Raw genomic sequence first — 25,849 nt, 5'->3', positions numbered from 1 at the left:
TTCGTAAAAATATTTTGATATTTTTGTTTATTGTATTGGTTCAATTATTATATTTGGAATGATAACACACCAAATATTATTTTCTATGAAAAACAAATTGACCCTAATGGTTTTTGTTCCGCTTCTGGTAAGTGGCATTACATTACAAGCTCAAAGATATGTTGAGCAAAGAATTGATGATGGCGCCTCGTCATTCATTACATTTAAACCCGGAACCAATGCCAGGGAACTGGCATTGTCCGATAGTGGAAAATTCTTTTCCGAGGTTCTCAGCCTTCCCGCAGGATCTAAAATGGTTAAAGTGAATTCCGCGAAACTCTTTAGTGATTTCTCTGATGAAAAGTATCAGCTTTATCATGAGGGAATTAAGGTGGAGTTTGCCACCTACATGCTGCATTATGTAAAAGGCAGCCTGGTAAGTATGAACGGAGAAACATATGATACCAGTGATCTGAATACCCAGGCGGACGTTGCAGAATCTGTAGCCCTTCAGAATGCCATGAAGCATATCGGTGCCAAAGTTCTGATGACCAATACGGAGTACGGAAAAGAAATCAATTATCAGCCCAAAGGAGAGCTTGTATTCGTGCCGGTTGAGGCTTCAAATGGAAAATACAGACTATTGCTTTCTTACAAGTTTGATATCTTTTCAGCAGAGCCGTTTTTAAGGTCTCACGTGTATGTGGATGCCAAATCAGGAGCTGTACTGCTTAATGATCAGGTGATGAAGCATGTGGGAGAACATGCCCACGGAAAAGGACAGACTCAGATTTCTCTTGCCGGACCGGAAAATAATTCAAAGCAGGATTTCGCCTCAATTTTTGTTGCAGGAACCGCTCAGACAAAATATAGCGGAACAAAATCAATTGAAACCACTCTTGTTAGCGGAAAATATGCATTAAAAGACAATACAAGAGGAGGAGGAGTTAATACCTACAATAACAACAACGCCAACTACACCAGCCTTACCAAAAACAACATCACTGATACGGATAATAACTGGACAACAGCTGAACATTCCTCAACTGGAAATGACGTAGCACTGGATGTTCATTGGGGAGTAGAAAAAACCTACGACTATTTCAAAGACACATTCAATAGAAACAGTTACGACAACCAGGGAGCAGTACTTGACAGCTATATCCACGTAAGAAACTCCTGGGAAAATGCAGCCTGGACCGGAAATGCAATGGTATACGGTGATGGTGCCACCAATTTTAAACCCCTTGGAGCATTTGATGTAACGGCCCACGAATTAGGGCATGCGGTATGTCAGGAAACAGCCAACTTAGTATATCAGAGAGAATCTGGTGCATTGAATGAAGGGCTTTCCGATATCTGGGGAACTGTGGTTGAGTATACTTACGCCCCTGAAAAACAGAACTTCCTGATCGGTGAGGATATCACCAAAGTATCACCTAATTATTTAAGATCCATGAGCAATCCGAATTCAGGTTTATCCAAACAGCCGGATACTTATAAAGGAACTTACTGGAAGGACGCAAGTAATTCATGTATTCCAAACCCGAATACTAACGATAGCTGTGGGGTTCATTACAACAGCGGTGTCCTGAACTATTGGTTCTATCTTCTGGTAATGGGAGGTACTGGGACCAATGATATTGGAAACAGCTTCAATGTAACAGGAATCGGATTTGAAAAAGCAGCCAAAATTGTTTACAGGCTGGAGACTTCCTACCTGACTTCCAATTCTAATTATAACAATGCCCTGACTTATGGAATTCAATCTGCAAAAGATCTTTTCGGTACTGATTCAGCAGAACATCAGGCTACTCAGAATGCATTCTACGCAGTAGGTTTAGGAACAGCATACTCCGGCGGAACGACTACTGATACTCAGGCTCCTACCGCGCCGCAGCTGTCAGCTTCTTCTACCACTCAGAACTCAACCACATTATCATGGAGCGGATCTACAGATAATGTAGGAGTCACAGGATACGATGTGTATAGAGGAACAAGTCTTGTAGGCTCTACAACTACTGCTACAACGTATGCCGTAACAGGACTTTCTCCGGCGACTTCATACAGTTTTACAGTTAAAGCAAAAGATGCGGCAGGAAATATTTCAGCAGCAAGCAATACCGTAAATGTAACCACTCAATCCGGCGGAACTACCACTACCTATTGTACTGCTTCCGGCAATTCTACAGCAGACGAACGCATCAGTAATATGAAATTTGCAGATATCAATCAGGCTTCCACAGGTACAGCAGGATATGAGAATTTCACATCTGTTGTTGGAAATGTGACCAAAGGAAATTCTTATACCATCACCATTACTCCTTCCTGGACATCATTGAAGTATAGCGAAGGATATGCAGTGTATATCGATTATAACGGTGACGGTGACTTTACAGATGTTGGAGAATTGGCATGGTCCAGGACCGCAACCACACTTTCTCCGGTGTCCGGAAACATCACCATTCCATCTACAGCACTGACAGGAAATACCAGAATGAGAGTCATTATGAAATATAACGGAACACCTACCTCTTCATGTGGAACATTCAGCTACGGGCAGGTGGAAGACTATACATTGAAAATAGCTGCAGCAGGTACCATGACTTCGCTGATTGCTGAAGCTTCTTCTTCCGGTAGTGCTGCCATCAGTGTATATCCAAATCCGGTAAAAGATGCGATTAAGATTAAATCCCAGTCAGGATCCGAGTTCAGATACCAGCTTGTTGATGCCCGAGGAAGTGTGGTACAGTCCGGAGAAACAAAATCCCACTCCATCAATGTGGAATCATTGCTTCAGGGCGTGTACATCCTTTCATTGGATAACGGCAAAGAGAAAGTGACTCAGAAGATTATTAAAAATTAATCATAGGTTTTTAAAGAATCCTGCGGGATCCAAACAATAAGTAGTTAACAGTAAACAGTTGTGAAAATAATTTTTCACAGCTGTTTTTTTATGATCTGTGATAACTTAAAATCGGTTAGTTTTTTCTAAATTTGAACCATCAAAACCCGCTTTTAAAATGCAGAACTACCTAGACCTTTTACAGCATATCCTGGATAATGGAACAGATAAAACCGACAGAACAGGCACCGGAACAAGAAGTGTTTTCGGGTACCAGCTGAGGTATGACCTGTCTAAAGGCTTTCCGTTGGTAACCACCAAAAAAGTTCATCTGAAATCCATTATTTATGAATTGCTTTGGTTTTTAAAAGGAGATACCAATGTGAAATATCTCAATGATAATGGGGTAAGCATCTGGGACGAATGGGCTAACGAAGATGGTGACCTGGGACCCGTTTATGGTGCCCAATGGAGAAGCTGGCAGGGAGCTGAAGGAAAAGTAGTGGATCAGATCTCTGAAGTGATTCAGCAGATTAAAAAAAATCCGGATTCCAGAAGGCTGATTGTTTCTGCATGGAACACTGCTGAAATTCCCAATATGGCATTGGCGCCATGCCATGCCTTATTCCAGTTTTATGTAGCGGATGGAAAACTGTCATTACAGCTGTACCAGAGAAGCGCCGATGTCTTTCTGGGCGTGCCGTTCAATATTGCAAGCTACGCGTTGTTGCTCATGATGGTGGCGCAGGTATGTGATCTTGAAGTTGGAGATTATGTCCACAGCTTTGGGGATGTTCATATTTACAACAATCATTTTGAACAGGTAAACAAACAGCTTTCCAGAGAACCGAGACCGCTTCCTATGATGAAACTGAACCCTGAGGTTAAAGATATTTTCGATTTTAATTTTGAAGATTTTACCCTTGAAAATTATGATCCGCATCCGGGAATCAAGGCACCTGTAGCGGTGTAATGAATGTACCAAGGTTTTTTGCTGTAGTCTGTATCGTTTTTCTTTTTAGCTGTCAAAAGAAAGAAGAGAAAAGGCTTGTAATATCAGAACAGCTGATTGATCGTTTTGATTTTACAAAAGATGCCGTTTTCGATACTTTAGGTGTTCCGCCGCATTTAAGAAAAATTGTTAAGGATATTTCCGCACTAAATATCTACGAAACAGAAGAGGGGGGCAAAGGAGCAACAGAAACTCCTGCCAATTTCAAAAATTTCACAAAACTTATTGATACGGCCTCAGAAAGTGAGCTACTGGCCCTTACGGACAATAAAAATAATGTGGTGGCGGTATATGCGGCCATTGGGCTTCAGGAAAAAAACAACCTTTACATGGTTTCGGTTTTTGAGAAAATCATTAACAGAAAGGGAAAGATTCATATCCAGGATGGCTGCATCATCAGTGAAGATCATCCTGCAGAACCGGTTTACTGGAACCATTATTACAAATTAGAATCCAAAGAACTGAAATCTGATTCCGGTTTAAAACAGCTGGACAGTATGCTTCTTTTCATGCCGGATTCCTCAGAACTTATCCTGACGATGGCTTTAAGAAACAGGACCTATTCTGAAGGACTGAAAAAGCAGATTGCAAAACAGGCTTTTGAACATCACAGGCTGCCGGCATTGCTGTATATCAATTCATGGCACAAAAAAGAATATGCGGCTCCTCTGCAAAAGGAATTTCTTGAGTTGATCAAAAATGATTCCCTTGACACGGATCATAAAAGATATTATTTATCAGAACTTCTTTCCTTTAACAACGTTGGAAATAAGAAAGCCATCCTGAACTATCTCAAACAAGACAGCTCCTGGAAAGAAGACGATAAAATACTGTCTCAGATGGAAAATAACGGAATCTCTGCCAACGATTACCGTTAGCATTTTAACAGTTCAAATTGTAACAAACAGCCCTGTTTTACTACTGATTGTAAAAGTATACTTATGACCCTGAAACGTATTTTTTTAGTTGCGGCAACAAGTGCTTCCTGCATCATGTCCGCCCAAAATTCAAACAGACAAAAACTGGCAGATTATCTGGATTCCCTTTCGGCTCACCATAAAGTAATGGGAAGCTTTGCGTTTGCAGAGAATGATCAGCCTACATTTTTGAAAGTAACCGGATTTTCTGATGCCGTAAAACAGCAGAAAGCCAATATGAATACCCAATACCGTATCGGTTCTATTTCCAAAACATTTACTGCGGTTTTGGTGATGAAAGCCGTTGAAGATAAAAAGCTTAGCATTGATACGAAATTATCACAATTTTTTCCGGAGATTGAAAATGCGGATAAGATATCCATCGCCAATCTTTTGCAGCACAGGACCGGAATTCATAACCTGACCGACGAAGCAGAATACTGGAATTATAATACGGCTCCACAGACACAAGAATCATTGGTTTCGATCATCAAAAAATATAAAAGTGATTTCCAGCCGGGGACAAAATACGAATACAGTAATTCAAATTATATCCTGCTGAGTTTTATTTTGGAAAAAGTGTATAAAAAGAGCTACGCACAGTTGATACAGGATAAAATTGCGGCCCCTTTAAAATTGACCCTGACCAAAGTCGGAGGAAAAATTGATCCTTCCAAAAACCAGGCGTTTTCCTACGTATATGCCAATGGATCGTATGAACCGTGGCAGGAAACGGATATGAGTGTTCCCGGAGGAGCAGGAAATATCATTTCTACATCCACAGAACTCCTGAAGTTCATCATTGCGCTGGAAAACGGCAAGCTGATCACGAAGAACAGTCTTGGTCAGATGAAAGGCTTTACCGATAACTACGGCTATGGAATTACAAAAGTTCCTTTTGAAAAATATTGGGGATATGGGCATAACGGAGGAATTGATCAGTTCCGTTCCGTGCTGTACTACTTCCCGGAACTGAAAATAGGAGTGAGCGCTATTACGAATCAATCTGATTATGACAATAACGATATTTCCATTAAAATGCTCCAGACGGCTACCGGAAAAGATTTTAAAATGCCTGATTTTAAAGAAATTTCAGTACCGGAAGATCTTCTGAAAAAATATGAAGGCCTGTATAAAGCTGATGGTTTTCCACTCGATATAAAAATATTCTCAGAGGGAGGAAAGCTGAAGGGGCAGGCTACCGGCCAAGGTGCATTTCCACTGGATGCCGTTTCTGAAACTGAATTTAAGTTTGACATGGCAGGCATCAAAATGAAGTTTAATGCTGAAAAAGGAACGATGGATTTCTCGCAGGGTACCAATCAATTTACCTTTAAAAAACAATAAAATGAAATATCTGAAAATCAATACCGAAGAAAATGCAGATCTGGAAGCCATCAGAAATGCAATTCTTCAGTTAAAAGGAGTGGCTTCGGCCGAAATCATCGATGATGAAAACCCTGAAAGCGAACTGAAAAAAGCGTTTGCAAAAACCAAGGAACAGCTAAAAACAGGAGATTATGAAACCTTAGTGAATGATATTTTTGATATCATAACAAAAAATAATTCTAAAAAATAATAAAGTAACAGATGAAAAAGGCGATTTTATCAATTGCTATACTCGGAATTTTCTTTTCCACCCATGTATCAGCACAAACCGAAACTTCAGGACGGGAAAAAGTATACAGAGCCACCACAGCCAAAGTAACGGAGCTTAAGCATACCAAACTTAAAGTAAATTTTGATTATCAGAAAGAGCAGATGGCGGGAGAAGAATGGCTGACGGCCTCTCCGTACTTTTATGCGACTAACGAGCTTACGCTGGATGCAAAAAGCATGTTGATCCATGAGGTAGCCCTTGAGAGCAACGGAAAAAAGTCTCCTTTAAAATATGAATATAAAAATGATATCCTGAAAATCAGCCTGGATAAAACCTATCAGAAAAATCAGGAATATACAGTCTATATCAAATATACCGCACGTCCTAATGAAGTGAAGCAGCAGGGAAGCATGGCTATTAATGATGCTAAAGGTCTGTACTTCGTCAATGCACAGGGACAGGACCCGGATATGCCTACACAGATCTGGACGCAGGGTGAAACTGAATCTTCTTCCGCATGGTTTCCAACCATTGATAAACCGAACCAAAAGACTACCCAGGAGATCTATATGACCGTTCCTGACAAATATGTCACGCTTTCCAACGGTATTTTAAAAGATTCCCAGAAAGAGGCCAACGGGCTGAGAACAGATCATTGGGTAATGGATAAAAGACATGCCACTTACCTGTTCTTTATGGGCGTAGGCGAATATGCCATTGTGAAAGACAAATGGAAAAATGTTCCGGTAGAATATTATATTGAAAAGGAGTACGAACCATATGCGAAGCAGATCTACGGGAATACCCCGGAAATGATGGAGTTTTTCTCGAAAAAACTGGGCTATGATTATCCGTGGGCAAAATATGCACAGATCTCAGGAAGGGATTATGTAAGCGGTGCTATGGAAAATACAACGGCTACCCTTCATGGAAGCGATGTTCTTCAGAAACCCGGACAGCTGATTGATGAAAACAAATGGGAAGATACCATTGCCCACGAATTGTTCCATCACTGGTTTGGGGATCTTGTTACTGCAGAAAGCTGGAGCAACCTTACCGTGAATGAATCTTTTGCCAACTATTCCGAATACCTCTGGAATGATTACAAATACGGAAAAGACCATGCAGATTACCACCAGATGATGGATGTCAATATGTATATCCACAATCCTGCAGATTTTAAGAAAAACCTGGTGAGATTCAATTATGATTCCCGTGAGGACGTTTTTGACCTGGTGACGTATCAGAAAGGAGGCGGAATCCTTCACATGCTGAGAAACTATTTGGGTGATGATGCATTCTTTGCAGGAATGCAGGACTATCTGAAAACATATGAATACCAGAATGCAGAAGCTCATCAGCTCAGACTTTCTTTCGAAAAAGTTTCCGGGAAAGACCTGAACTGGTTCTTCAATCAGTGGTATTTCGGAAGCGGGAACCCGAAGATCAATTATTCATTCACGTTTGAACCCGTGAAGAAGCAGGTGGCGGTAACCATTAATCAGACCCAGGAGCAGCCGTTTGAATTTCCGCTGGCCATTGATGTCTATGACAACGGTAAACCGAAAAGATACAATGTCTGGGTAAATGGAGAAGCGAAGAATACCTTTAATTTTGATGTTTCTAAAAATCCGGATCTTGTCAATATCAATGCAGACGGAATTTTAGTGGCGGATATTACCGAAACAAAAACTCCTGAGCAGAACCTGATGCAGTTTACCAACTCAAAGGAGCTTAAAAACAGATACAAAGCACTGACCGCTATTAAAGATCAGGTAGGAAAAAATCCTGCCGCTACAAAACTGCTGGCTGCTGCTATAAAAGATCCGTATTTTAAAGTAAGAATCAAAGCGCTTCAGTTCATGGATCTTTCCAATCCTGAGCAAATGAAAGCTTTTGGAGCTGATGTTGAAAAGCTGGCTTCCGGTGATCCAAGAACAATGGTTCAGGCTGCAGCAATTGGTGCATTAGCGAAAACTAAAGATAAGAAATACCTTCCGCTTTTTGAAAAAGGAGTGAATGCAGTTTCCAACTCCGTAAAAGCCCAGTCTGTAAGTGCTGTTTTGGCTGTAGATCCGTCAAAAGCAAGTACGCTGGCTGATAAAATTGACCTGGAAGGCGCCTCCGATGATTTGCTTGGCAATCTTCTTCCGGTTATTGTGAAAAATAAGGTGATCTCTCAAATGTCCAACATCACTCCGCTTGTGGCGTTTTATCCCTTCATTAAGTTCCAGAACCCGGAGCTCGGGAAATCGGCGGAAGAAGGTTACAACTGGATTATGAGCTCAGATAATCTGAAGGCTACTGAGAATATTACGAAGATCATCAGCCACGCGAAAGGTGAGATGGGAGATAACCCTCAGGTGAAAATGATGATTTCCCAGATGCTGAAAGACGGTTTAAGTAAAAAGATGGAACTGTTGAGACAGAATCCTCAGAATGCAGCCAGTATCAATAAGCAGATTGATGCAATCAATAAAGCGATTGAAGATTTTAAGTAATCAAATAAATCTATACCCATAACAAAAAACGCACTTTGAAAAGTGCGTTTTTTTATTTTTTACAAACGATAACCGTTTCCTGATCTGAAAAGCCTCGGTAATGGTCCTGTTCAAAAACTTTGGTTTCTGTCTGAAATCCGGCATTTTGAAGCCGCTGAACCAGACTGTGTACAGAATAAATTCTCACATGATCTTCCTGTCCAAAATGCTTTAAACGTTCTTCGGGAGTTTTAATCTGAAAGTCTTCGTAAATATCACCGGTTTTAAAAGGAGTTTGAATCAATGCTGTTCCTCCTTTCTTAAGAACCCGGTGTAGCTCACTCATGGCAGATGTATCATCCTCAATATGTTCAAGAACATGATAACACATAATCAGATCAAACTGATCAGATGCCGAATCTATTTTTGTGATGTCAAAATGATAATCTGCTAGAAATTCATCTTCGTAATCCGTAGGAAAATAGCGGATGTCTTTTCTGCTCCTTAATGCCCGGAAAATAGCCCTCGAAGGAGAAAAATCCAGAATGGAAAGACCAGGCTTCAGATAATCTTCACTGACGATTTTGAAAAGCCTTCTCGATCTTGGTAAGCTCCCACAGATGGGACAAAGCAGGTTACCATTCTCTAATTTGATGAAGTGTTTAAGTTTAGCATGGCAGATATTACATTCGCAATCGCTGCCTTTGTAAAAAGGATACAGGCTTTTCCTGAAAAACATTTCGTTTTCAAAAAGAAACTTTTGCGGAATAATTTTTCGGATAATGTTTTTTACAGCAGCATACATGATGGGCTGCAATTTAATAATACTAATCGGAATATTCTGTGTTGGAGCTGATAATTTTTTTAATTCTATTTTAGTTTGAATCCGGGATAAGAAGTTAAGCAAGGACAGGGAGAGGGAAGATGGAGGCTGGAAGTAACTATTAGACTATGATATTAAACATTTACCTTTAAATTTGTTGAACCGGATTTAAAAAATGAATAAAGGCCACGTATATTTCTACCTGTGGATTTCAATAACTTCCCTCTTCCAGCTTCAAACTTCCTGACCAATCATAAAAACAAAAATGCCTTCCCGAACTCAGTTTTATGATTTTTAACCTTAAAAAGGAAATTATGGACCTTCTTTCATAGCTTATTCAAACATCATTTTATAAATTCGTATAAAAATTTACAATAAAATGACTTTTGGAATTGAGGCTGCGGGCTATTATGTACCGTCTTTGTATTTGGAGATCAGAGATTTGGCGGAAAAAAGAGGAATTGAACCTGCAAAACTGGAAAAAGGATTAGGACTGCATAAAATGGGTTTTCCCGATGTTCATGAAGATACGGCAACATTTGCGGCAGAGGCCTTACTGAAGCTGATTAAAGATTACAATCTCAATCCAAAAGATATAGCCCGGATTTATCTGGGAACGGAAAGTGCACTGGATGCGGCAAAGCCAACGGCTTCTTATGCTTTGCAGATGGTGGAGCAGGTGCTGGAAAAAGAATTCGGTGACAGATGTTTCAGGAACTGTGATGTTGTGGATATGACGTTTGCCTGCATTGGTGCGGTGGATGCGCTTCATAACTCCCTGGATTTTGTCAGGGTAAATCCGGATAAAAAAGCTGTGGTTATCGCGAGTGATTATGCCAAATATGAACTGAGTTCTTCCGGAGAATATACACAAGGTGGCGGTGCAGTCGCGTTACTGATTTCATCAAAACCTGATCTGCTGGAAATAGAAAATAACTGGGGCGTGGCTACAGAAAGCGTTTTTGACTTTTTTAAACCGAGAAGAGCCTATCAGAAAGAAAACTTAAATGACGCACCGGATACGTTCCCGGACAAAATAGAAATTTTTACCGATGAACCTGTTTTTGACGGGCAGTATTCAAACCAGTGCTACCAGGACAGGATCCGGGAGGCCTATCAGCATTATAAAGAAATTACAGGAAAAAATAAACCGTACGAGGCCTGGAAATATCTTATTTTCCACCTTCCTTATGCATTTCACGGGAAAAGGGTATTCACGGAAATTTACAGCCTTGAAAATAATCTTTCCTACGGTACTCCTGATGAGCAGAAAGCGGTTGCAAAATCGGAGGAATATCTGAAATTTATCAACGAGAAAATTGAAAGATCGCAACGGGCTTCCTCAGAAATAGGAAATATGTATACAGCTTCCATCTTTATGGCTTTGTTGTCCGCACTGCAGGTTTCGTTCAATGAAAATGAAGAGCTGGCAGGTTCTGAGATCGGCTTCTTAGGATATGGAAGCGGATCAAAATCTAAAGTTTTTGCCGGTAAGGTTTCTCAGAACTGGAAAAATGTGGTTTCAAAGTGGAATTTATTTGAATGTTTGCAAAACCGGACTGCCATTGATTTTGAAACCTACGAAAAACTCCATAGAAAGCAGCTTGAAACGTCTGTTAATGGGAATCCCAAAGGTTTCGGTTTGGTTTCTGTAGAGGCAGAAAATCCTGTTTTAAAAGGAGCCCGATATTACGGCTATAAAGACTGATGAATTGATCATTTAACTATAAAAAGCATTCCTTTATTACAGGGATGCTTTTCTTTTTGGCTTTGTTTTATCCAATTTTTTAAAATTCATCGCAGAGTAAATCTTTAATTATTTATCCATATTGAAAATCCTGTTTAATTTTATTTATCATTTTATTGATTTTGTTTAAGTGTAAATGATTTTTTTTGCGTGGCTAAAATTTATTTATACTTCTGTTTCGTAGAAATTTTTGTTGGGTTTAACTGAGTTTTACTTTCTTATCCAAGTGACTTTTTCATTTAAGTTAAATTTTTAATTTATAACATGTTGTTTTACAGGTGTTTAAATTTTGATATTGTTAAGCTTTATTAACATATTTGCCTTCTTAATATTAAAATTTGTTAATATGAATGTGAAATTACGTGTGCTAAGTGCCGGAGCTTTGTTCTTTATGGGACAGGCGGTATGGGCACAGAAAGTGAAGAATGATACGATCCGTGGAGAAATCGATGAGGTGGTGGTTCTGGGTTATAGAAGTACAACTAAAAAAAATGCTGCTACTTCAGTGGCTACAGTTGATAGTAAAACAATTGAAAACAGGCCTAATGCCAATGTGATGAATATTATTCAGGGCCAGCTGGCGGGAGTAAATGTTTCTGCAAGTACAGGCCAGCCGGGAGCGAAACCTTCAGTGGTCATCAGGGGAGTAGGAACCTATAATGGTAATTCTGATCCATTGTATGTAATAGACGGCTTTCCTTCCAATAGTGACAATTTCAGATCAATTAACCCAAATGATATTGATACTTTTTCTGTGCTGAAAGATGCTGCAGCAATTGCTGAATTTGGTTCACGCGGATCTAACGGAGTTATCATCATTACTACTAAAAATGGGAAATACAACGAAAAAATGCGTGTTCGCTATAGCAGCCAGTTTGGAGTTTCTGCTTTACAGGATCCAAAATATAATTTTGCCAGTGCTAAAGAATTATTAACCCTGCAAAAACGTTTTGGTGTGGGAAGAGGAGCTAAAATGACTGATGAGGAAATTGCTGGTTACAGTATCAATACAGACTGGAGAAAAATCTTTTTCAGGCCTGCGGTTACTCAAAGCCACAATTTATCACTGGAATCTGGCGGCCAGAATATCAACTCGTATACATCTGTGGGTTATCTTGATAATGAAGGAATTCTGAGGACAACCGGATTGAAAAGATTTACAGTAAGAAATAATATCAATGGCAAGAGTGAGAATGAACGACTCAAATACGCATTGGTTACTGGTTTAGGATTTTCTAAAAACAATGAGGCTATTCTGGATGGCGGGGCGGTAAACAGAAATTATGTTCTGGGAGCTTACCAGTCCGCTCCCTATCTGTCACCAGACTTGTATCAGAGTGGTCAGCAGTTGTTTGATTTATATTCTAAGGACGGAACATTATTGTACACTCCTTTAATGCTAATGGATAAATTAGTTAACTATTATAATCTTACGGAAGAAATAAGGTTGGATATGGCAGCTAATGTATCATATAAGATTGTAGATGGTTTAACTGCGAAAATGAGAACTTCAGGACAATACCTCAATAACAGATTTACTCAGGCTGAATATCCCCTTTCATTTAATGCATTTTTATTTAAAGGGGCACAGGAGTTTTCGGGTTTTGAAGACACGAATTTGAGAAGAGAATTTTTATTTAATAACCTCTGGCAATTAGAATATTTAAAAACATTCGGAAATCATACGTTTTCTCTTCAAGGAAATGCTGAATATAACTACTCGCAGCTGAATATTAACAATACAAGACAAAGAGGGCTGGATCCTAAAACATTTGTGCCGGGAGCTGGAACGGGATATGTTACAGATACTTCAAGCAATGACTTTTATGTTCCCACAACATTTGCTTTGAAACTAAAGTGGGCGATGATCTCGTATTTTGCATCATTAGATTACGATTTCAATAAAAAATATGGAGTTACTGCCGTCCTTAGAAGAGATGGTACCAACAGGTTTTTCGGCGATAAAAGATGGGGAACTTTCTGGTCGGTAGGAGGTAGATGGAATGTAGATGAAGAAATGTTTATGGAAAATGTAAAATTTGTAGATGCGTTCAAAATCAGAGGTTCTTACGGTACTCAGGGTAACCAGAGGATTGTAGATGGAAATTTTGGTATTTATGCGGGTTTGAATCCTCCGGGCTTTACCAATATTTATACGGTATCTAATAATACCTATAACGGAGGCCAGGGTTATGCCATTAATTTTGGTGACAGAAACTTGAGGTGGGAAACTACCAAACAATACAACATAGGATCTGATTTCGAGTTCTTCAAAAGAAAATTGAGAGGATCATTTGATTATTATGATAAAAGGACCCAAGATTTATATATGCCGGATCCCACAGCTCCGGTATTAGGTACATTAAATGTCATCCGCAATACCGATGTTATACTTCAAAATAAAGGGATTGAAGTGAGTGCAGCTTATGATGTGGTGAGAAACAGCAAAAATGATATTTCATTAACATTTAGGGTAAACGGATCAATCAATAATCAAAAGATTAGTGGAATTCAGTCCGGAGGAGGTAGAATAGCTGATGGGTTAGTGGTTACTGCTAATGATGGAATGCTTAGAGAATATTTTCTATACAAATACCTGGGGATAAATTCTACGAATGGAAATTTATTATTCGAAGATGCCAATGGTAATGCAACAGAAAGTCCAAAAGATTCTGACAGAAGATTGATGGGCATAAACAGGCTGCCAAAGTATCAGGGAGGTTTTGGCTTCGATTTTAATTATAAAAGCTTCTTTGTTTCATCTACTTTCACATTTATAGCAAAAGTGAAACGCTTTGATTATGACTTATCAGGATTATATAACCCGAATAATTTAGCTGCATTCAATGTGGATCGTGATCTTCTAAATGCATGGACGGTTAATAATACAAATACTGATGTTCCTTCTCTTAAAGCTGCAAACTTGGGATTGCAGAGTAATTCAGACAGATTTCTGAGGGATGCTTCATATATAAGGCTCAGAAACGTTCAGATAGGATATCGTGTTCCTAAGAGACTTTTAACCGGAACATTTGTGAATAATTTATCTATCACATTGCAAGGAGAAAATCTGCTCACATTTACAAAATGGAGAGGCTATGATGTTGAGAATCCAAATGTATCAGACCAACAGAGATATCCAACACCTAGAACTGTAACGTTAGGATTTGATATTATGTTCTAGTTTAATAAATAAGATAAGTAACAATGAAAAAAATATTTAAATATATAGTATTAGCATCGGTATTATGTACCTCTTGCGATGATGAACTGATAACACCCTACACCCCTGGATCTTTAACGGAGGAAACTGCAGTTACGCAATCTGCAGATCTTCAAAAGCTTATAAATTCAACCTATAATTTATTTTCAGGCAGATCAGAAGCTGTTTTTAGTTCTATTTTTACGGATGAGGTAGGAATAGGGTATGCTAATGGAGGACAAGGACTTTCTACAGAATATATATTCTTACTGATTCCCTCTTCAGAATTGGCGAGCAGTATTTGGGTGAATACTTATATTGCTTTGGCAAGAGCCAATAGAGTTATTAAATATGCAGACGGTGTTGTACCTGCTAATGCAAATGATGCTCTATTAATTTCGAGGCTGAAAGCTGAAGCATTAACGATGAGAGCTTACGGACACTTGAGAATATTGGCCTATTACTCACCCAATCTGAAGGATGACAATGCACTGGCAGGAATATTAGCCAACAAAATATTTGAGGCAGATGAAAAAGAAAATCCCAGAGCAAAGAATGGTGAATTTTATGCACAGATCCATAAAGATTTAGATCAGGCACTGGCCATTTATAATAGCATTACTGGATATACCGCAAATACTACTTTTGCGAATAGAAATTTCACGAAAGGATTAAAGGCCCGTGCTTATGCATATAAAGGAGATTACATCAATGCAGAAAAATGGGCAGATGATGTAATTAATACTTCAGGGGTATCATTGGCAGATCCTGCAGATTACAGGAAGGTATTTTTTACAGACAATGAACCTGCCAATAAAGAAGTTATTTTCAGATTAAAAAGAACAGTTCAGCAAAATACCCAGGCTACTAATTTACATAACGGATGGTGTTCTGTAGCACCTAATTTAAATGGTTCTCCGCTCTACGAAGTAGGAAGAGCATTATTTAATATACTGGAGCAAAGACCAGGTGACGTAAGACGAAATGTTATTGTGGCACCATCTTCCACTATTGATCCTGCTTATTCAACCTCTGTGGATTACAGAAACACAGATAAATTAATAATTCAAAAACATGGAGGAACTGAGACTGGAAGCACTACAGCTGCAGTAACTGCCACTAACGGGTTTAATAATGATTTTAAAATAATGAGAATTTCTGAAATGTATCTCATTAAAGCTGAGGCTAGAGCAGAAGCTGGAGATTTAGTCGGAGTAGGGTTAGCATTAAAAACTCTTTTAGATGCGAGAATTGGGGCTGTACAGATTGCTCCTGTATTTGCAAATGCAACGGTTGCCTGGGCGGGTATTTTGAAAGAAAGGAGATTAGAGTTGGCATATGAAGGACATCGGTTTATAGATATCAAAAGATTGGGAACAAAAGCTAATGTTACCATTGACAGAGACCCTGCGGATTATTCTTCAAGTTCTTCCAACTATCCTGCAGCAAATCCTGCCAACCTGCCTAACACCAGTTATAAATTTGCTTTGCCAATTCCTCAGGATGAACTCAATGCAAATCCGGGTATTGTTCAGAATGCTGGATATTAACTGTAATTACTAAATTCTTACCAGAGAGACTATCGTTAAAGATGGTCTCTTTTGCTTGTCAGCTATTTTGAAACGAAACTTCTTATCTGATAACTCTTCGGCGTCACCCCCACAAGCTGCTTAAAAACCCGCGTAAAATAATTGGTGTCTGAAAACCCGGTTTGGTAAGCCGTTTCCTTGATGCTGTTTTGTCCGGCTAGCAGTTCTTTGGCGCGGCTGATTCTTTCCTGAAGGATAAAATCATTCGGGGAAGTACCCAATTCGTCCCTGAACATTTTAAAGAAATTGGATTTGCTTACATAGGCCAACTTAGCCATACTTTCGATGGACAGTTTCTGATGGAGATTTTTCCGGATGTAATCTACTGCAAAACCAATCCTTGATTTGTTTTTGGCAATATTTTTTTCCACCATGCTTCTGGCCTGTGTCTGCATCAGTCTGATGAGTAGTTCCTTCAGCGCGAAATCAGCCATGATATCCTTTTGGGAATTATCATCCATCGCGATCCGCATAATATTGTTCGTGGCGGATGCCAGGGATTTATTGTTAAAAAGGAAAAATTCATCGAGCTGGATATTCCACTGCGAAGTTTCATCCGCTTTTGGAAGATTGTAATTTAAATAATTCAGGGAATCTTCAATAAATTCAGGATTAAGACTCAAAGAAATACATTGGGTAGGGGCTTCGTCTGCTTCAGGAAAGTCGATGACCATTGTTTCGCCTGGAGCGACTAATATACTTTCACCTGGAAAATAATCAAAATAATTGGTCTTATTATCCAGCTTCATATGTTTTCTGCCCCTCAGCATCGCGGTGAATGCAATATTGTCAAAATGAAGTTTTACCCCGTAGGCTGCCTTGTGTGTTTCATATATATTGAACTCACAGTTGTTCAGGCTGAATTTGGTCTGGTTTTCAACAAGGTTCAATAACTGACTCTCCTTCTTTAATTCAGGAGTGTTTAATAAAAATTTATTATTGTTACTCATTTCTAAACATTTTATAAACCCAATACATCAAATATATTAAATTTTAGCCCTGTTGGGTTGTTAACAAAATAATAAAATTGAACATCTGCACTATTTTGATATTTTTTTATACGATTGTGCTATGCATTTTTCCGGTGTAAATGTAATTTGGCATCACTGAAAAATTAAAAACAGATTAATATGAGCACAATAACAGAACCGAAATCAGAAACTGCTTTCCAGTGGCCTGAATTCAAAAGCAAATATGATAATTATATTGACGGGAAATTCACACCTCCGGTAAACGGGCAGTATTTTGATGTAGTTTCACCCGTTAATGGTAAAAATTTCACTCAGGTAGCCCATTCTTCCAAAGAAGATCTGGAACTTGCTGTGAATGCTGCTGACAAAGCATTCCAGACCTGGAAAAATACTTCATCTACAGAAAGAAGCATTATATTAAATAAAATAGCTGACAGGATTGAACAGAACCTTGAGCACCTCGCTATTGTTGAAACCATCGATAATGGAAAGGCGGTGAGAGAAACCCTGGCGGCTGATCTTCCTCTTGCCATAGATCATTTCAGATATTTTGCATCAGTGATACGCGCAGAAGAAGGCTCCCATAATGAACTGGATAAAGATACCGTATCCCTCATCGTTCATGAACCGCTTGGAGTGATTGCACAGATCATTCCATGGAACTTCCCGATCTTGATGGCGGTATGGAAGCTGGCTCCAGCTCTGGCTGCAGGAAACTGTGTGGTATTAAAGCCGGCAGAAAGTACTCCGGTTTCTATTATGGTTTTAATGGAAATTATAGGTGATTTATTACCTGCCGGAGTGGTTAATATTGTCAATGGCTTTGGTGCGGAGCTTGGAAGAGCCCTGGTAACCAATCCAAAGGTTTCAAAAGCAGCATTCACGGGTTCTACCGCTACGGGACGCCTTGTAATGCAATATGCTACGGAGAACATTATTCCGGTAACCCTTGAATTAGGCGGAAAATCTCCCAATGTCTTTTTCAGCTCGGTAATGGATGCGGATGACGAGTTTCTGGATAAAGCCATTGAAGGAGCTGTTCTTTTTGCCCTTAATCAGGGAGAGATCTGTACATGTCCGTCCAGACTGCTGGTTCAGGAAGATATAGCGGATGCATTCATTGAAAAAGTAATTGAAAGGGTAAAAGCCATCAAAGTAGGAAACCCGCTTGATAAAACAGTGATGATGGGGGCTCAGGCGTCCCAGATTCAGAAAGATAAAATCCTTTCCTACATTCAGCTGGGAAAAGAGGAAGGTGCAGAAGTATTGGTCGGCGGTGATGTTAATAATGTAGGCGAAAATTTAGAGGATGGGTTCTACATCCAGCCGACTATTTTTAAGGGTAACAATAGAATGAGGATCTTCCAGGAGGAAATCTTCGGCCCGGTACTGGCCTTTACCACATTCAAAGATGAAGAGGAGGGCATAAAAATCGCCAACGATACTATTTACGGACTTGGCGCCGGAGTCTGGACCAGGGATGCCCATCAGTTGTACAATGTGCCGCGCCAGATCCAGGCAGGAAGAGTTTGGGTGAACCAGTACCATTCCTATCCGGCAGGAGCACCTTTCGGAGGATACAAGCAGTCGGGGATTGGCAGGGAAAATCATAAAATGATGCTCGATCACTACCGTCAGACAAAAAATATGCTGATCTCGTACAACAAAAACAAATTAGGTTTCTTTTAATTTTAAATATTAGGGCGTGCCCGTTTGCCCCGGCGGAGCCGGGGCAAAACGGTCGGGCTGTTCAGGGCTTCACTTCGTTTCGGTGCTCCATTTCATTCCGCGCCGGCTCGTTCCTCGCCGCCCTTCCCATCCCTCACGCGGGGAATCGAGAAAAGGAAAAAAGCGAAATAGCAAAGAGGCGAAATGGTAAAAGGGCGAAATAGCATAGGAAGTATAAAAAGCTTGAAAACTAATTGGATGTGGACTTCATACTTCCATTCTTGTCTATAATGAAAGGTATCTAAGCATTATTAAAATTTTATCGGAGATAAAATCATTGCGCCTTAAAAACATCCACAAAATAGAATAACTTGAGTCTTTGCATTTTAAACAGGCATATATCAAGGCTTTTCTCAAAGATTTCGAAATTTATCACTTGATTATCCAGTCAAAAAATCAGAACTTTATTTGACCTAAAAACAAAGCAATGGAAACAAAAATATCAAGACTATCCACTACAGAAAAAGCACTGGAAGTGATCTTCGAGCTGGAAAATAAATATGGAGCTCTGATGTTTTACCAGGCAGGTGGATGCTGCGAAGGGACCCAGCCCCAATGCTTTGAAAAGGGCGGCTTCTTTCCCAGAATGAATGATGCCATGATAGGAACCATAAACGGTCATGAATTCTGGATAGATCGTGATCTCTTTGAATACTGGAAATACTCTCACTTTACGTTGGATGTTACCGATGGCTTCGGCCCGGGAGGTTTTTCACTGGAAACTCCATTAGGAAAAACATTCAAAGTACAGTACAGACTTTTTACACCGGAAGAATATGAAAATCTTCCACCCGTAAAACGCAGTGAATAAAAACATAAGGTAAAATCTGCGAAATCCGTGTGATCTGCGGGAATAAAAATTAAACCATTAAGATCAATTTAAGCTTTTAAGAATATTAAGTTTAGCTTCGCTTTATAAAAATTATCACGTGTATTCTTAAGTTTCTCATCACTTTATTTATTTAATCTTAATTTAAAAAATCTGCGTAATCCGCGTGATCTGCGGGAGATAAAAAATAAACCATTAAGATCAATTTAAGCTTTTAAGAATATTAAGTTTTGAGCTTCGTTTTAAAAAGAGTCATTGCATGTATTCTTAGCGTTCCTAATCATCATTATCAGATATGTTATTAAGCTTTTCACCGGTTGCTTAATCAATTTATGATCACATAAATAACCGGCCGAATAGCAACTTCCATCCTCCTTCTTCAAGCTTCCATTCTGTTAATCATATCAAACCTTCACAAACCGGCTCACAAACATTGCTGCCACAATATCCCCTACAGCATTCAGAACTGTTGCCAGAGGATCTACCAGGGTTCCGATGATAATCACGGCCGGAATAGCCTCCTGTGGTAACTGATACACTGAAATCATCAGCATTTCACCAATATATCCTCCATTCGGAATACCTCCGGCTACAATACTTACGAAAACCGTGATTCCTAAAGCAAGGAGCAAATTCGCCGGATCAAAGAAATCTCTTCCTATAATCAGGAATGCAACATATATTTTAATGATTGAAGACATGGATGACCCGTTCTTATGCAGGGTGGTCCCGATCGGAATCACCAGATTCGCAATAGAATTCGGAATACCGATTTTTGTGGCAGCCTGAAGGTTAGCAGGCATCGTGGCAAAGCTGCTGCAGGTGCTTAGAGCGGTTAAAGTAGGATATACGGCATTCGTCCAGAAACTTCTGATCCCTTTTTGACCGGCTGCCATAAAAGCATACAGCGAAAAAAAGACAAAGAAATAAACGATTCCTGCAATATAATAAAGGCCCAGCGGCTTGGCATAAAACCCGAAAAGCTGAGGTCCCAAAGTCGCAACCTGATAGGCAAAATAAGCTCCCAGCCCAATGGGTGCAATCTTCATAATCAGTAAAAGCAACTCTTTCATCACTTCATACCCTGAAGCAATAAAAAGCCTGAACGGCTGTCCTTTTTCACCTGACTTTCTGGCAGCAAAGCCCGTCATAAAAGCGAAAATAAGAAGAGCCAGCATATTCTGCCTTGAAAAAAGCTGGGTAAATTCTCCCACTGTAAAGAAACTCACTATCCTGTTGCCCCAGCTGTCTTCAGAAACAGTTTCAGCAACGGCTTCCGAACTGCCGGAAACTCCTGAAACCGGAAAAAGATAAACGGCACAGATGGTGAAAACAGCAGCAGTCAGAATAAAAAACAGGAAAGTAAAAGACATCACCAGAATGATTTTTCCAAATTTAGACTGTTGCTCCAAAGAAGCAATGGAATTGGAAACGGCAAAAAATACCAGAGGCACCACACTTACAAACAGAAGATTCAGGAAGATGTCTCCCAGAGGCTTAATGTATTCCACAATACCCGGTGCAGCAATGCCGATAATGCTTCCTATTACAATTCCTGCCAGTAAAAATATAATGCCTGAGTAGTTTTTCAGAACTTCTTTCATTCAACGCTTTTTATCAAAGATAGGCTTATTTTTAACACTCTCTTATATATTTTTAAGGGACAAAATTCATAAATTTGAGTAAATATCCTTTCTATGGCTTATATAGATTACTATAAAATTTTAGGCGTAGATAAAAGCGCAACCCAGGATGACATCAAAAAAGCATACCGGAAGCTGGCAAGAAAACTTCATCCCGACCTTAATCCTGATGATAAAGAAGCAGAGAAAAAATTCAAGGAACTGAATGAAGCCAATGAAGTGCTGAGTAATCCGGAAAATCGTGCTAAGTACGATAAATATGGAGAAAACTGGAAACATGGTGAAGAATATGAAAAGGCCCAGCAACAGCAAAGACAGTATCAACAGCAGAACTATGGCGGTGGCGGATTTTCCGGTGCTGATTTTGGCGATGGAGAAGATTTTTCAGATTTTTTCCAGAGCATGTTTGGCGGATCGGGCGGAGGTTTCGGACGAAACTCCAGGGGAAGTTCCTCAGGGAAGTTCAAAGGACAGGATGTTCATGCAGAACTGAATTTGAACTTAAAGGATGCGGCAGAAACCCATCCGCAGACTTTTGAAATCAATGGTAAAAAAGTAAGAATTACAATTCCTGCCGGTGTGTATGATGGCCAGCAGATCAAACTGAATGGTCATGGGAACCCGGGATTTAATGGCGGCCCCAACGGTGACCTGTACATCACATTCAATATTCCGGCAGATCCTGCTTTTGAAAGGATCGGGGATGATCTGAAAACAAAAGTATCCATTGATCTTTATACCGCTGTTCTGGGTGGCGATGTGAAAGTGAATACCCTGAACGGAAGTGTCAGCCTGAAAGTAAAACCTGAAACACAGAACGGAACCACAGTAAGGCTGAAAGGAAAAGGTTTCCCTGTGTATAAAAAAGAAGGCCAGTCCGGTGATCTTTTTGTGACCTATGAGGTGAAACTGCCGACCCATCTTACGGACAAGCAGAAAGAACTTTTTGAACAACTTAAAAATTCCTGAGCCATGAGTGAAAGAATATCGAGGGAAGAACTCGTAAAAATATACAATATAGAAATCACTTTTTTTGATGAATTGGTGGAAGTTGGGCTGCTGAATGTGGAAACGGATAACGACATCCGCTATCTGCTGTACGAAGATCTTCCGGTTTTTGAAAAATTTACCAATTGGCATTACGATCTGGAAATCAATCTGCCAGGTTTGGAGGTTATCAATGATATGCTTCGCAAAATGGAAGATTTGAAACAGAAAAACCGTGATTTGATGAATAAACTTTCTGCCATAACCAACCAATATGAAGATATTTGATTTAGTTTTGTAATCTTTAAAACGAATTAAATATTTCTGAGAAATGAGTAACGAGAAAATCATCAAATTAAATGTAAACAGAAAAGATTTCGAAGAAATTTATTTCAGTGGTAATCAGGGAAGCTTGTTTTTTTCCCAGACAACCAGAGGGAAGACCGTGACTACTGCTGTGGTGGGACTTATTTTACTGATCCTGTTCTGTTTTAAAAACGATTTAAGTAAAGAAAAGTTTGGGATTTTATATTTCGTAAGTTTTTTATTCCTGCTTTGTACTGTATACCTTTCTTTAAGCATCAACAAGGTTTCCCGTTGGAAAAAGGAAGTAAACAAATATCTGAAATCCCTGGAAGATGCAGAGATTTATGAGATCAGGTTTAATGATGATATTTTCAATGTGAATCTCAATCATCAGGAAGAACTGAGTAAATGGGAAGATTTCAGGACCTTTGATGTCAGTGAAGAATTCATTTCACTGGAAGGAAAATTTAATTATATGTTCCCGAAAAAATCAATGGGTAAAGGGGATTATGAAGCGCTGAGACAGGCGTGTAAGAGGAATATTAGGGAGTAATGATTGGCGAAAAGGCTAAAAGGCGAAATGGTAAAAAGGCTTAAAGGCAAAGGAAGCTGAGAAAGCAAAGAGGAGAAAAAGCGAAATAGCAAAAGGCTAAAGGGCAAAACTGCCAAAGGCAAATAATAAATAAAAAAATCAGAGCAGTTTTGCTCTGATTTCTTTATTGTGTAAAAGCCAATTAGCTTATTGTATTTTGCTATTTTAACTTCCTAGGCTTTCTCAGCTTTCTTTGCCTATTTGCAAATTCGCCGTTTCGCCTGAAAATTTATTCCAGCCAGCCCATTTCCTTCATCCACTCGTCATTGTAGATTTTCCCTACATATCTTGAGCCATGGTCATGAAGAAGCACGACAATCACATCGTCTTTTGTGAACTGGTCTTTCATCTGGATCAGGGATGCGATGGCGCTTCCTGCAGAATATCCGCAGAAAATTCCCTCTTCCTTAGCCAGTTTTCTTGCGTAGATTGCACCGTCTTTATCCGTTACTTTTTCAAAGTGATCTATGACAGACATATCATAATTCTCAGGAATAATATCTTCCCCGATTCCTTCTGTAATGTATGTGTACGCATGATCGTAGTGAAGTTCACCCGTTTCGTGGAATTCTTTCAGGATAGAACCATAAGTATCCACCCCAATCACTTTAATATCCGGATTTTTTTCTTTGAAAAATGTTCCGCAGCCGGTAATAGTACCTCCTGTTCCGGCACCTACCACAAAGTGTGTCAGCTTACCTTCCGTCTGTTCCCAGATCTCAGGAGCTGTAGACTCATAGTGAGCGGCTCTGTTGGATAGGTTGTCATACTGGTTCACATACCATCCGTTTTCGGTTTCTTTAGCCAGTCTTTTAGACACTGAATAATAAGAACGAGGATCCGTAGGCTTCACATCCGTAGGGCAAACGATAACTTCCGCTCCTACTGCACGAAGGATGTCACATTTTTCTTTTGATTGCTTGGAATTGGTTACAAAAATACATTTGTAGCCTTTGATGATCGCTGCCAGAGCCAATCCCATTCCTGTATTTCCTGAAGTTCCCTCAATAATGGTCCCTCCGGGCTTTAATCTGCCGTCTTTTTCGGCATCTTCTATCATTTTCAGAGCCATTCTGTCCTTTACGGAATTTCCGGGATTGAAGGTCTCTACTTTTGCTAAAACCAATGCAGGAAAGTCTTCACCTAATACTTTATTTAGTTTTACAAGAGGCGTATTTCCTATCGTTTCAAGAATATTTTTTGCGTATTTCATAAATGTTTTATAAGCGCTGCAAAGATAAGGCTTTAAAAATTAAATTTTACGTGAATTGTGAATGAGTCAATGGTGAATTTTTAACCTTATTGAACAATGTATATCATAAATTGACCATTGACTCATTCACAATTGACTATTCAATCCATTCACTTTTTAATTATACTTGATCGCCTTCACCGGAGAAATCTTACTGATCAGATAGCTTGGAAGGATCAGTGCCAGCCCTGATATAATCAGGATTCCTACAGAAATGGAAACAATGGCAACCGGATTAAGGTCAACGGGAACCGTACTCACATAATAATTTTCAGGATTAAGCTTGATGACCCCGAAAAATTTCTGAAGCAGAATAAGGCCGAGACCAATAGCGTTTCCGTACAGAAGCCCCGGGATCATAATGATCAGTGTGTAATTGATAAAAGTAGCCCTTATCTGTGAATTGCTTGCTCCCAGTGTTTTTAGCAGCCCTATGGAGTTGGTTCTTTCAATAATCAGGATCAGCAGCACCATAATGATATTGATCACCACTACAATCAGCATAATAATGATGATCAGGGCAATATTCGTGTCGAAAATACTGATCCAGTCATTAATTTGCGGGAACTTTTCCGTGGCTTTTTCAGCATAATTCTTATAGCCGATCAGCTTTTCTATTTCCGGAAAATCTTTATCAATGTCATTAACGTTTTTGAAGAAGATGTCCAGGCCGCCTATTTCATCGGGTTTCATTTCCTGGATTTTTCTTACATGATTGATACCTCCGATAACGAACTGTTCATCAATCATTTTAATGTCCGTTTTATAAATTCCTATCACTCTGAATTTCCGGTAGATAGGTTTCTGGTCAGCTTTTGAAAATACAGTAACAATACTGTCATTCACTTTCAGATGAAGATCATTGGCAATCTTCTGAGAAACAGTAACTTCATTGTTATACCCAAATTCTGTTACTTTTGGTGTGGTTCCGGCAACCAGAAATTTCTTAAACCTCAGGCTGTCGAAATCTTTTCCGATCCCTTTGAATATAATGCCGGAAAAATTATGCTCATTCCGCATAATTCCTGTTACCGTAGCATATTTCTGAACACTTTCCACATCCGGAAGCTCTTTGATCTTTTGGATATTCAGGCCCTGATTGTCCAGAATAGAAGTATTGTAGGATGAGTTTGACCTTGTAGAACGTACCGTAATGTGTCCGCTGAAATCTGCAAGTCTCTCCTTAATGGCTTTCTTGGAACCAAAGCCTGTAGCCACGGTAATCAAAGAAACAATGATCCCCAAAGCTACAGAAAGTCTGCCGATGAAGATGATCACCCTTGAAAGGTTATTTTTGTTATCTTTGGAGAACGCTATTTTTCTGGAGAAATATAAAGGAAATTTCAA

At 39.4% G+C, this 25,849-nt stretch carries 19 protein-coding genes; 14 read left to right on the top strand and 5 right to left on the bottom strand.

Translation table 11 applies throughout. The features are described from left to right. The first annotated feature begins 85 nt into the window (after nucleotides 1–85). From B7E04_RS19005 to B7E04_RS18980, 6 genes are all read left to right on the top strand, one after another. The gene (locus B7E04_RS19005) at nucleotides 86–2,845 is read left to right on the top strand and encodes a M4 family metallopeptidase (protein WP_080780119.1); all 2,760 of its coding nucleotides are present in this window, start codon (nucleotides 86–88) and stop codon (nucleotides 2,843–2,845) included. A gap of 157 nt (nucleotides 2,846–3,002) precedes the next feature. Continuing rightward, complete coding sequence (locus tag B7E04_RS19000; protein WP_080780118.1) at nucleotides 3,003–3,797, top strand: thymidylate synthase; 795 nt, start codon at nucleotides 3,003–3,005, stop codon at nucleotides 3,795–3,797. Continuing rightward, a complete protein-coding gene (locus tag B7E04_RS18995) occupies nucleotides 3,797–4,714 on the top strand; it encodes a hypothetical protein (protein WP_080780117.1) in 918 nt (305 codons plus the stop codon). Before B7E04_RS19000 ends, B7E04_RS18995 begins: the two co-directional genes overlap by 1 nt. 63 nt (nucleotides 4,715–4,777) lie before the next feature. Continuing rightward, nucleotides 4,778–6,100 carry a serine hydrolase domain-containing protein gene (locus B7E04_RS18990; protein ID WP_080780116.1) on the top strand — a complete coding sequence of 441 codons (1,323 nt, stop codon included), beginning with the start codon at nucleotides 4,778–4,780 and terminating at the stop codon, nucleotides 6,098–6,100. A 1-nt stretch (nucleotide 6,101) separates the two neighbouring features. Further along, on the top strand, nucleotides 6,102–6,332 hold the full coding sequence (locus B7E04_RS18985) for a hypothetical protein (RefSeq protein ID WP_080780115.1): 231 nt from the start codon (nucleotides 6,102–6,104) through the stop codon (nucleotides 6,330–6,332). Between the two features lie 11 nt (nucleotides 6,333–6,343). Next, nucleotides 6,344–8,854, top strand: a complete 2,511-nt coding sequence (locus B7E04_RS18980; RefSeq protein WP_080780114.1) for a M1 family metallopeptidase — start codon at nucleotides 6,344–6,346, stop codon at nucleotides 8,852–8,854. A 52-nt stretch (nucleotides 8,855–8,906) separates the two neighbouring features. Here B7E04_RS18980 and B7E04_RS18975 read toward each other — a convergent pair whose 3' ends face one another. Further along, nucleotides 8,907–9,638, bottom strand: coding sequence for a class I SAM-dependent methyltransferase (locus B7E04_RS18975; protein WP_080780113.1), 732 nt, complete (start codon nucleotides 9,636–9,638; stop codon nucleotides 8,907–8,909). 397 nt (nucleotides 9,639–10,035) lie between these two features. On the opposite strand from B7E04_RS18975, the gene B7E04_RS18970 reads away from it, so the two are divergent. From B7E04_RS18970 to B7E04_RS18960, 3 genes are all read left to right on the top strand, one after another. After that, nucleotides 10,036–11,364, top strand: a complete 1,329-nt coding sequence (locus B7E04_RS18970; RefSeq protein ID WP_080780112.1) for a hydroxymethylglutaryl-CoA synthase family protein — start codon at nucleotides 10,036–10,038, stop codon at nucleotides 11,362–11,364. Nucleotides 11,365–11,749: 385 nt separating this feature from the next. After that, nucleotides 11,750–14,587, top strand: a complete 2,838-nt coding sequence (locus B7E04_RS18965) for a SusC/RagA family TonB-linked outer membrane protein (RefSeq protein ID WP_080780111.1) — start codon at nucleotides 11,750–11,752, stop codon at nucleotides 14,585–14,587. Between the two features lie 23 nt (nucleotides 14,588–14,610). Further along, nucleotides 14,611–16,155 (top strand): RagB/SusD family nutrient uptake outer membrane protein, encoded by a 1,545-nt coding sequence (locus B7E04_RS18960; protein WP_080780110.1) that lies wholly within the window; start codon nucleotides 14,611–14,613, stop codon nucleotides 16,153–16,155. Between the two features lie 62 nt (nucleotides 16,156–16,217). Here the strand turns inward: B7E04_RS18960 and B7E04_RS18955 are convergent, their stop codons facing one another. Next, complete coding sequence (locus tag B7E04_RS18955) at nucleotides 16,218–17,144, bottom strand: AraC family transcriptional regulator (protein WP_080780109.1); 927 nt, start codon at nucleotides 17,142–17,144, stop codon at nucleotides 16,218–16,220. 180 nt (nucleotides 17,145–17,324) lie between these two features. Between B7E04_RS18955 and B7E04_RS18950 the strand changes: the two genes are divergently transcribed. Both B7E04_RS18950 and B7E04_RS18945 read left to right on the top strand, forming a co-directional pair. Continuing rightward, nucleotides 17,325–18,854, top strand: a complete 1,530-nt coding sequence (locus B7E04_RS18950) for an aldehyde dehydrogenase family protein (protein ID WP_080780108.1) — start codon at nucleotides 17,325–17,327, stop codon at nucleotides 18,852–18,854. Nucleotides 18,855–19,320: 466 nt separating this feature from the next. Further along, nucleotides 19,321–19,704 (top strand): DUF779 domain-containing protein, encoded by a 384-nt coding sequence (locus B7E04_RS18945; RefSeq protein WP_080780107.1) that lies wholly within the window; start codon nucleotides 19,321–19,323, stop codon nucleotides 19,702–19,704. 422 nt (nucleotides 19,705–20,126) lie between these two features. On the opposite strand, the gene B7E04_RS18940 is transcribed toward B7E04_RS18945, so the two are convergent. Then, entirely contained in the window at nucleotides 20,127–21,326 is a 1,200-nt protein-coding gene (locus B7E04_RS18940) for a dicarboxylate/amino acid:cation symporter (RefSeq protein ID WP_080780106.1), read from the bottom strand. 93 nt (nucleotides 21,327–21,419) lie between these two features. Here B7E04_RS18940 and B7E04_RS18935 point away from each other — a divergent pair, with 93 nt between their 5' ends. Genes B7E04_RS18935 through B7E04_RS18925 form a run of 3 tightly spaced genes read left to right on the top strand, consistent with a single transcriptional unit; the run spans nucleotide 21,420 to nucleotide 23,211 of the window. Further along, entirely contained in the window at nucleotides 21,420–22,334 is a 915-nt protein-coding gene (locus B7E04_RS18935; RefSeq protein WP_080780105.1) for a DnaJ C-terminal domain-containing protein, read from the top strand. A gap of 3 nt (nucleotides 22,335–22,337) precedes the next feature. Then, on the top strand, nucleotides 22,338–22,640 hold the full coding sequence (locus B7E04_RS18930; protein ID WP_080780104.1) for a chaperone modulator CbpM: 303 nt from the start codon (nucleotides 22,338–22,340) through the stop codon (nucleotides 22,638–22,640). 43 nt (nucleotides 22,641–22,683) lie between these two features. Continuing rightward, nucleotides 22,684–23,211 (top strand): hypothetical protein, encoded by a 528-nt coding sequence (locus B7E04_RS18925; protein ID WP_080780103.1) that lies wholly within the window; start codon nucleotides 22,684–22,686, stop codon nucleotides 23,209–23,211. A gap of 268 nt (nucleotides 23,212–23,479) precedes the next feature. On the opposite strand, the gene B7E04_RS18920 is transcribed toward B7E04_RS18925, so the two are convergent. Next, nucleotides 23,480–24,463: a PLP-dependent cysteine synthase family protein gene (locus B7E04_RS18920; RefSeq protein WP_062703210.1), complete on the bottom strand. Its 984-nt coding sequence runs from the start codon at nucleotides 24,461–24,463 to the stop codon at nucleotides 23,480–23,482. Nucleotides 24,464–24,619: 156 nt separating this feature from the next. Continuing rightward, nucleotides 24,620–25,849, bottom strand: a complete 1,230-nt coding sequence (locus B7E04_RS18915; protein WP_080780102.1) for an ABC transporter permease — start codon at nucleotides 25,847–25,849, stop codon at nucleotides 24,620–24,622.

The sequence above is a fragment of the Chryseobacterium phocaeense genome (assembly GCF_900169075.1).
Taxonomy (GTDB): domain Bacteria; phylum Bacteroidota; class Bacteroidia; order Flavobacteriales; family Weeksellaceae; genus Chryseobacterium; species Chryseobacterium phocaeense.
This window is presented reverse-complemented; position numbering and strand designations above follow the sequence as displayed.

What these genes read in the sequence shown, in the direction of transcription:
- B7E04_RS18995 (WP_080780117.1), top strand. Translation starts at nt 3,797, where the DNA reads ATGAATGTACCAAGGTTTTTTGCTGTAGTCTGTATCGTTTTTCTTTTT.
- B7E04_RS18965 (WP_080780111.1), top strand. Translation starts at nt 11,750, where the DNA reads ATGAATGTGAAATTACGTGTGCTAAGTGCCGGAGCTTTGTTCTTTATG.
- B7E04_RS18975 (WP_080780113.1), bottom strand. Translation starts at nt 9,638, where the DNA reads ATGTATGCTGCTGTAAAAAACATTATCCGAAAAATTATTCCGCAAAAG.
- B7E04_RS18980 (WP_080780114.1), top strand. Translation starts at nt 6,344, where the DNA reads ATGAAAAAGGCGATTTTATCAATTGCTATACTCGGAATTTTCTTTTCC.
- B7E04_RS18945 (WP_080780107.1), top strand. Translation starts at nt 19,321, where the DNA reads ATGGAAACAAAAATATCAAGACTATCCACTACAGAAAAAGCACTGGAA.
- B7E04_RS18950 (WP_080780108.1), top strand. Translation starts at nt 17,325, where the DNA reads ATGAGCACAATAACAGAACCGAAATCAGAAACTGCTTTCCAGTGGCCT.
- B7E04_RS18985 (WP_080780115.1), top strand. Translation starts at nt 6,102, where the DNA reads ATGAAATATCTGAAAATCAATACCGAAGAAAATGCAGATCTGGAAGCC.
- B7E04_RS18935 (WP_080780105.1), top strand. Translation starts at nt 21,420, where the DNA reads ATGGCTTATATAGATTACTATAAAATTTTAGGCGTAGATAAAAGCGCA.
- B7E04_RS18925 (WP_080780103.1), top strand. Translation starts at nt 22,684, where the DNA reads ATGAGTAACGAGAAAATCATCAAATTAAATGTAAACAGAAAAGATTTC.
- B7E04_RS18955 (WP_080780109.1), bottom strand. Translation starts at nt 17,144, where the DNA reads ATGAGTAACAATAATAAATTTTTATTAAACACTCCTGAATTAAAGAAG.
- B7E04_RS18970 (WP_080780112.1), top strand. Translation starts at nt 10,036, where the DNA reads ATGACTTTTGGAATTGAGGCTGCGGGCTATTATGTACCGTCTTTGTAT.
- B7E04_RS19000 (WP_080780118.1), top strand. Translation starts at nt 3,003, where the DNA reads ATGCAGAACTACCTAGACCTTTTACAGCATATCCTGGATAATGGAACA.
- B7E04_RS18940 (WP_080780106.1), bottom strand. Translation starts at nt 21,326, where the DNA reads ATGAAAGAAGTTCTGAAAAACTACTCAGGCATTATATTTTTACTGGCA.
- B7E04_RS18920 (WP_062703210.1), bottom strand. Translation starts at nt 24,463, where the DNA reads ATGAAATACGCAAAAAATATTCTTGAAACGATAGGAAATACGCCTCTT.
- B7E04_RS18990 (WP_080780116.1), top strand. Translation starts at nt 4,778, where the DNA reads ATGACCCTGAAACGTATTTTTTTAGTTGCGGCAACAAGTGCTTCCTGC.
- B7E04_RS19005 (WP_080780119.1), top strand. Translation starts at nt 86, where the DNA reads ATGAAAAACAAATTGACCCTAATGGTTTTTGTTCCGCTTCTGGTAAGT.
- B7E04_RS18960 (WP_080780110.1), top strand. Translation starts at nt 14,611, where the DNA reads ATGAAAAAAATATTTAAATATATAGTATTAGCATCGGTATTATGTACC.
- B7E04_RS18930 (WP_080780104.1), top strand. Translation starts at nt 22,338, where the DNA reads ATGAGTGAAAGAATATCGAGGGAAGAACTCGTAAAAATATACAATATA.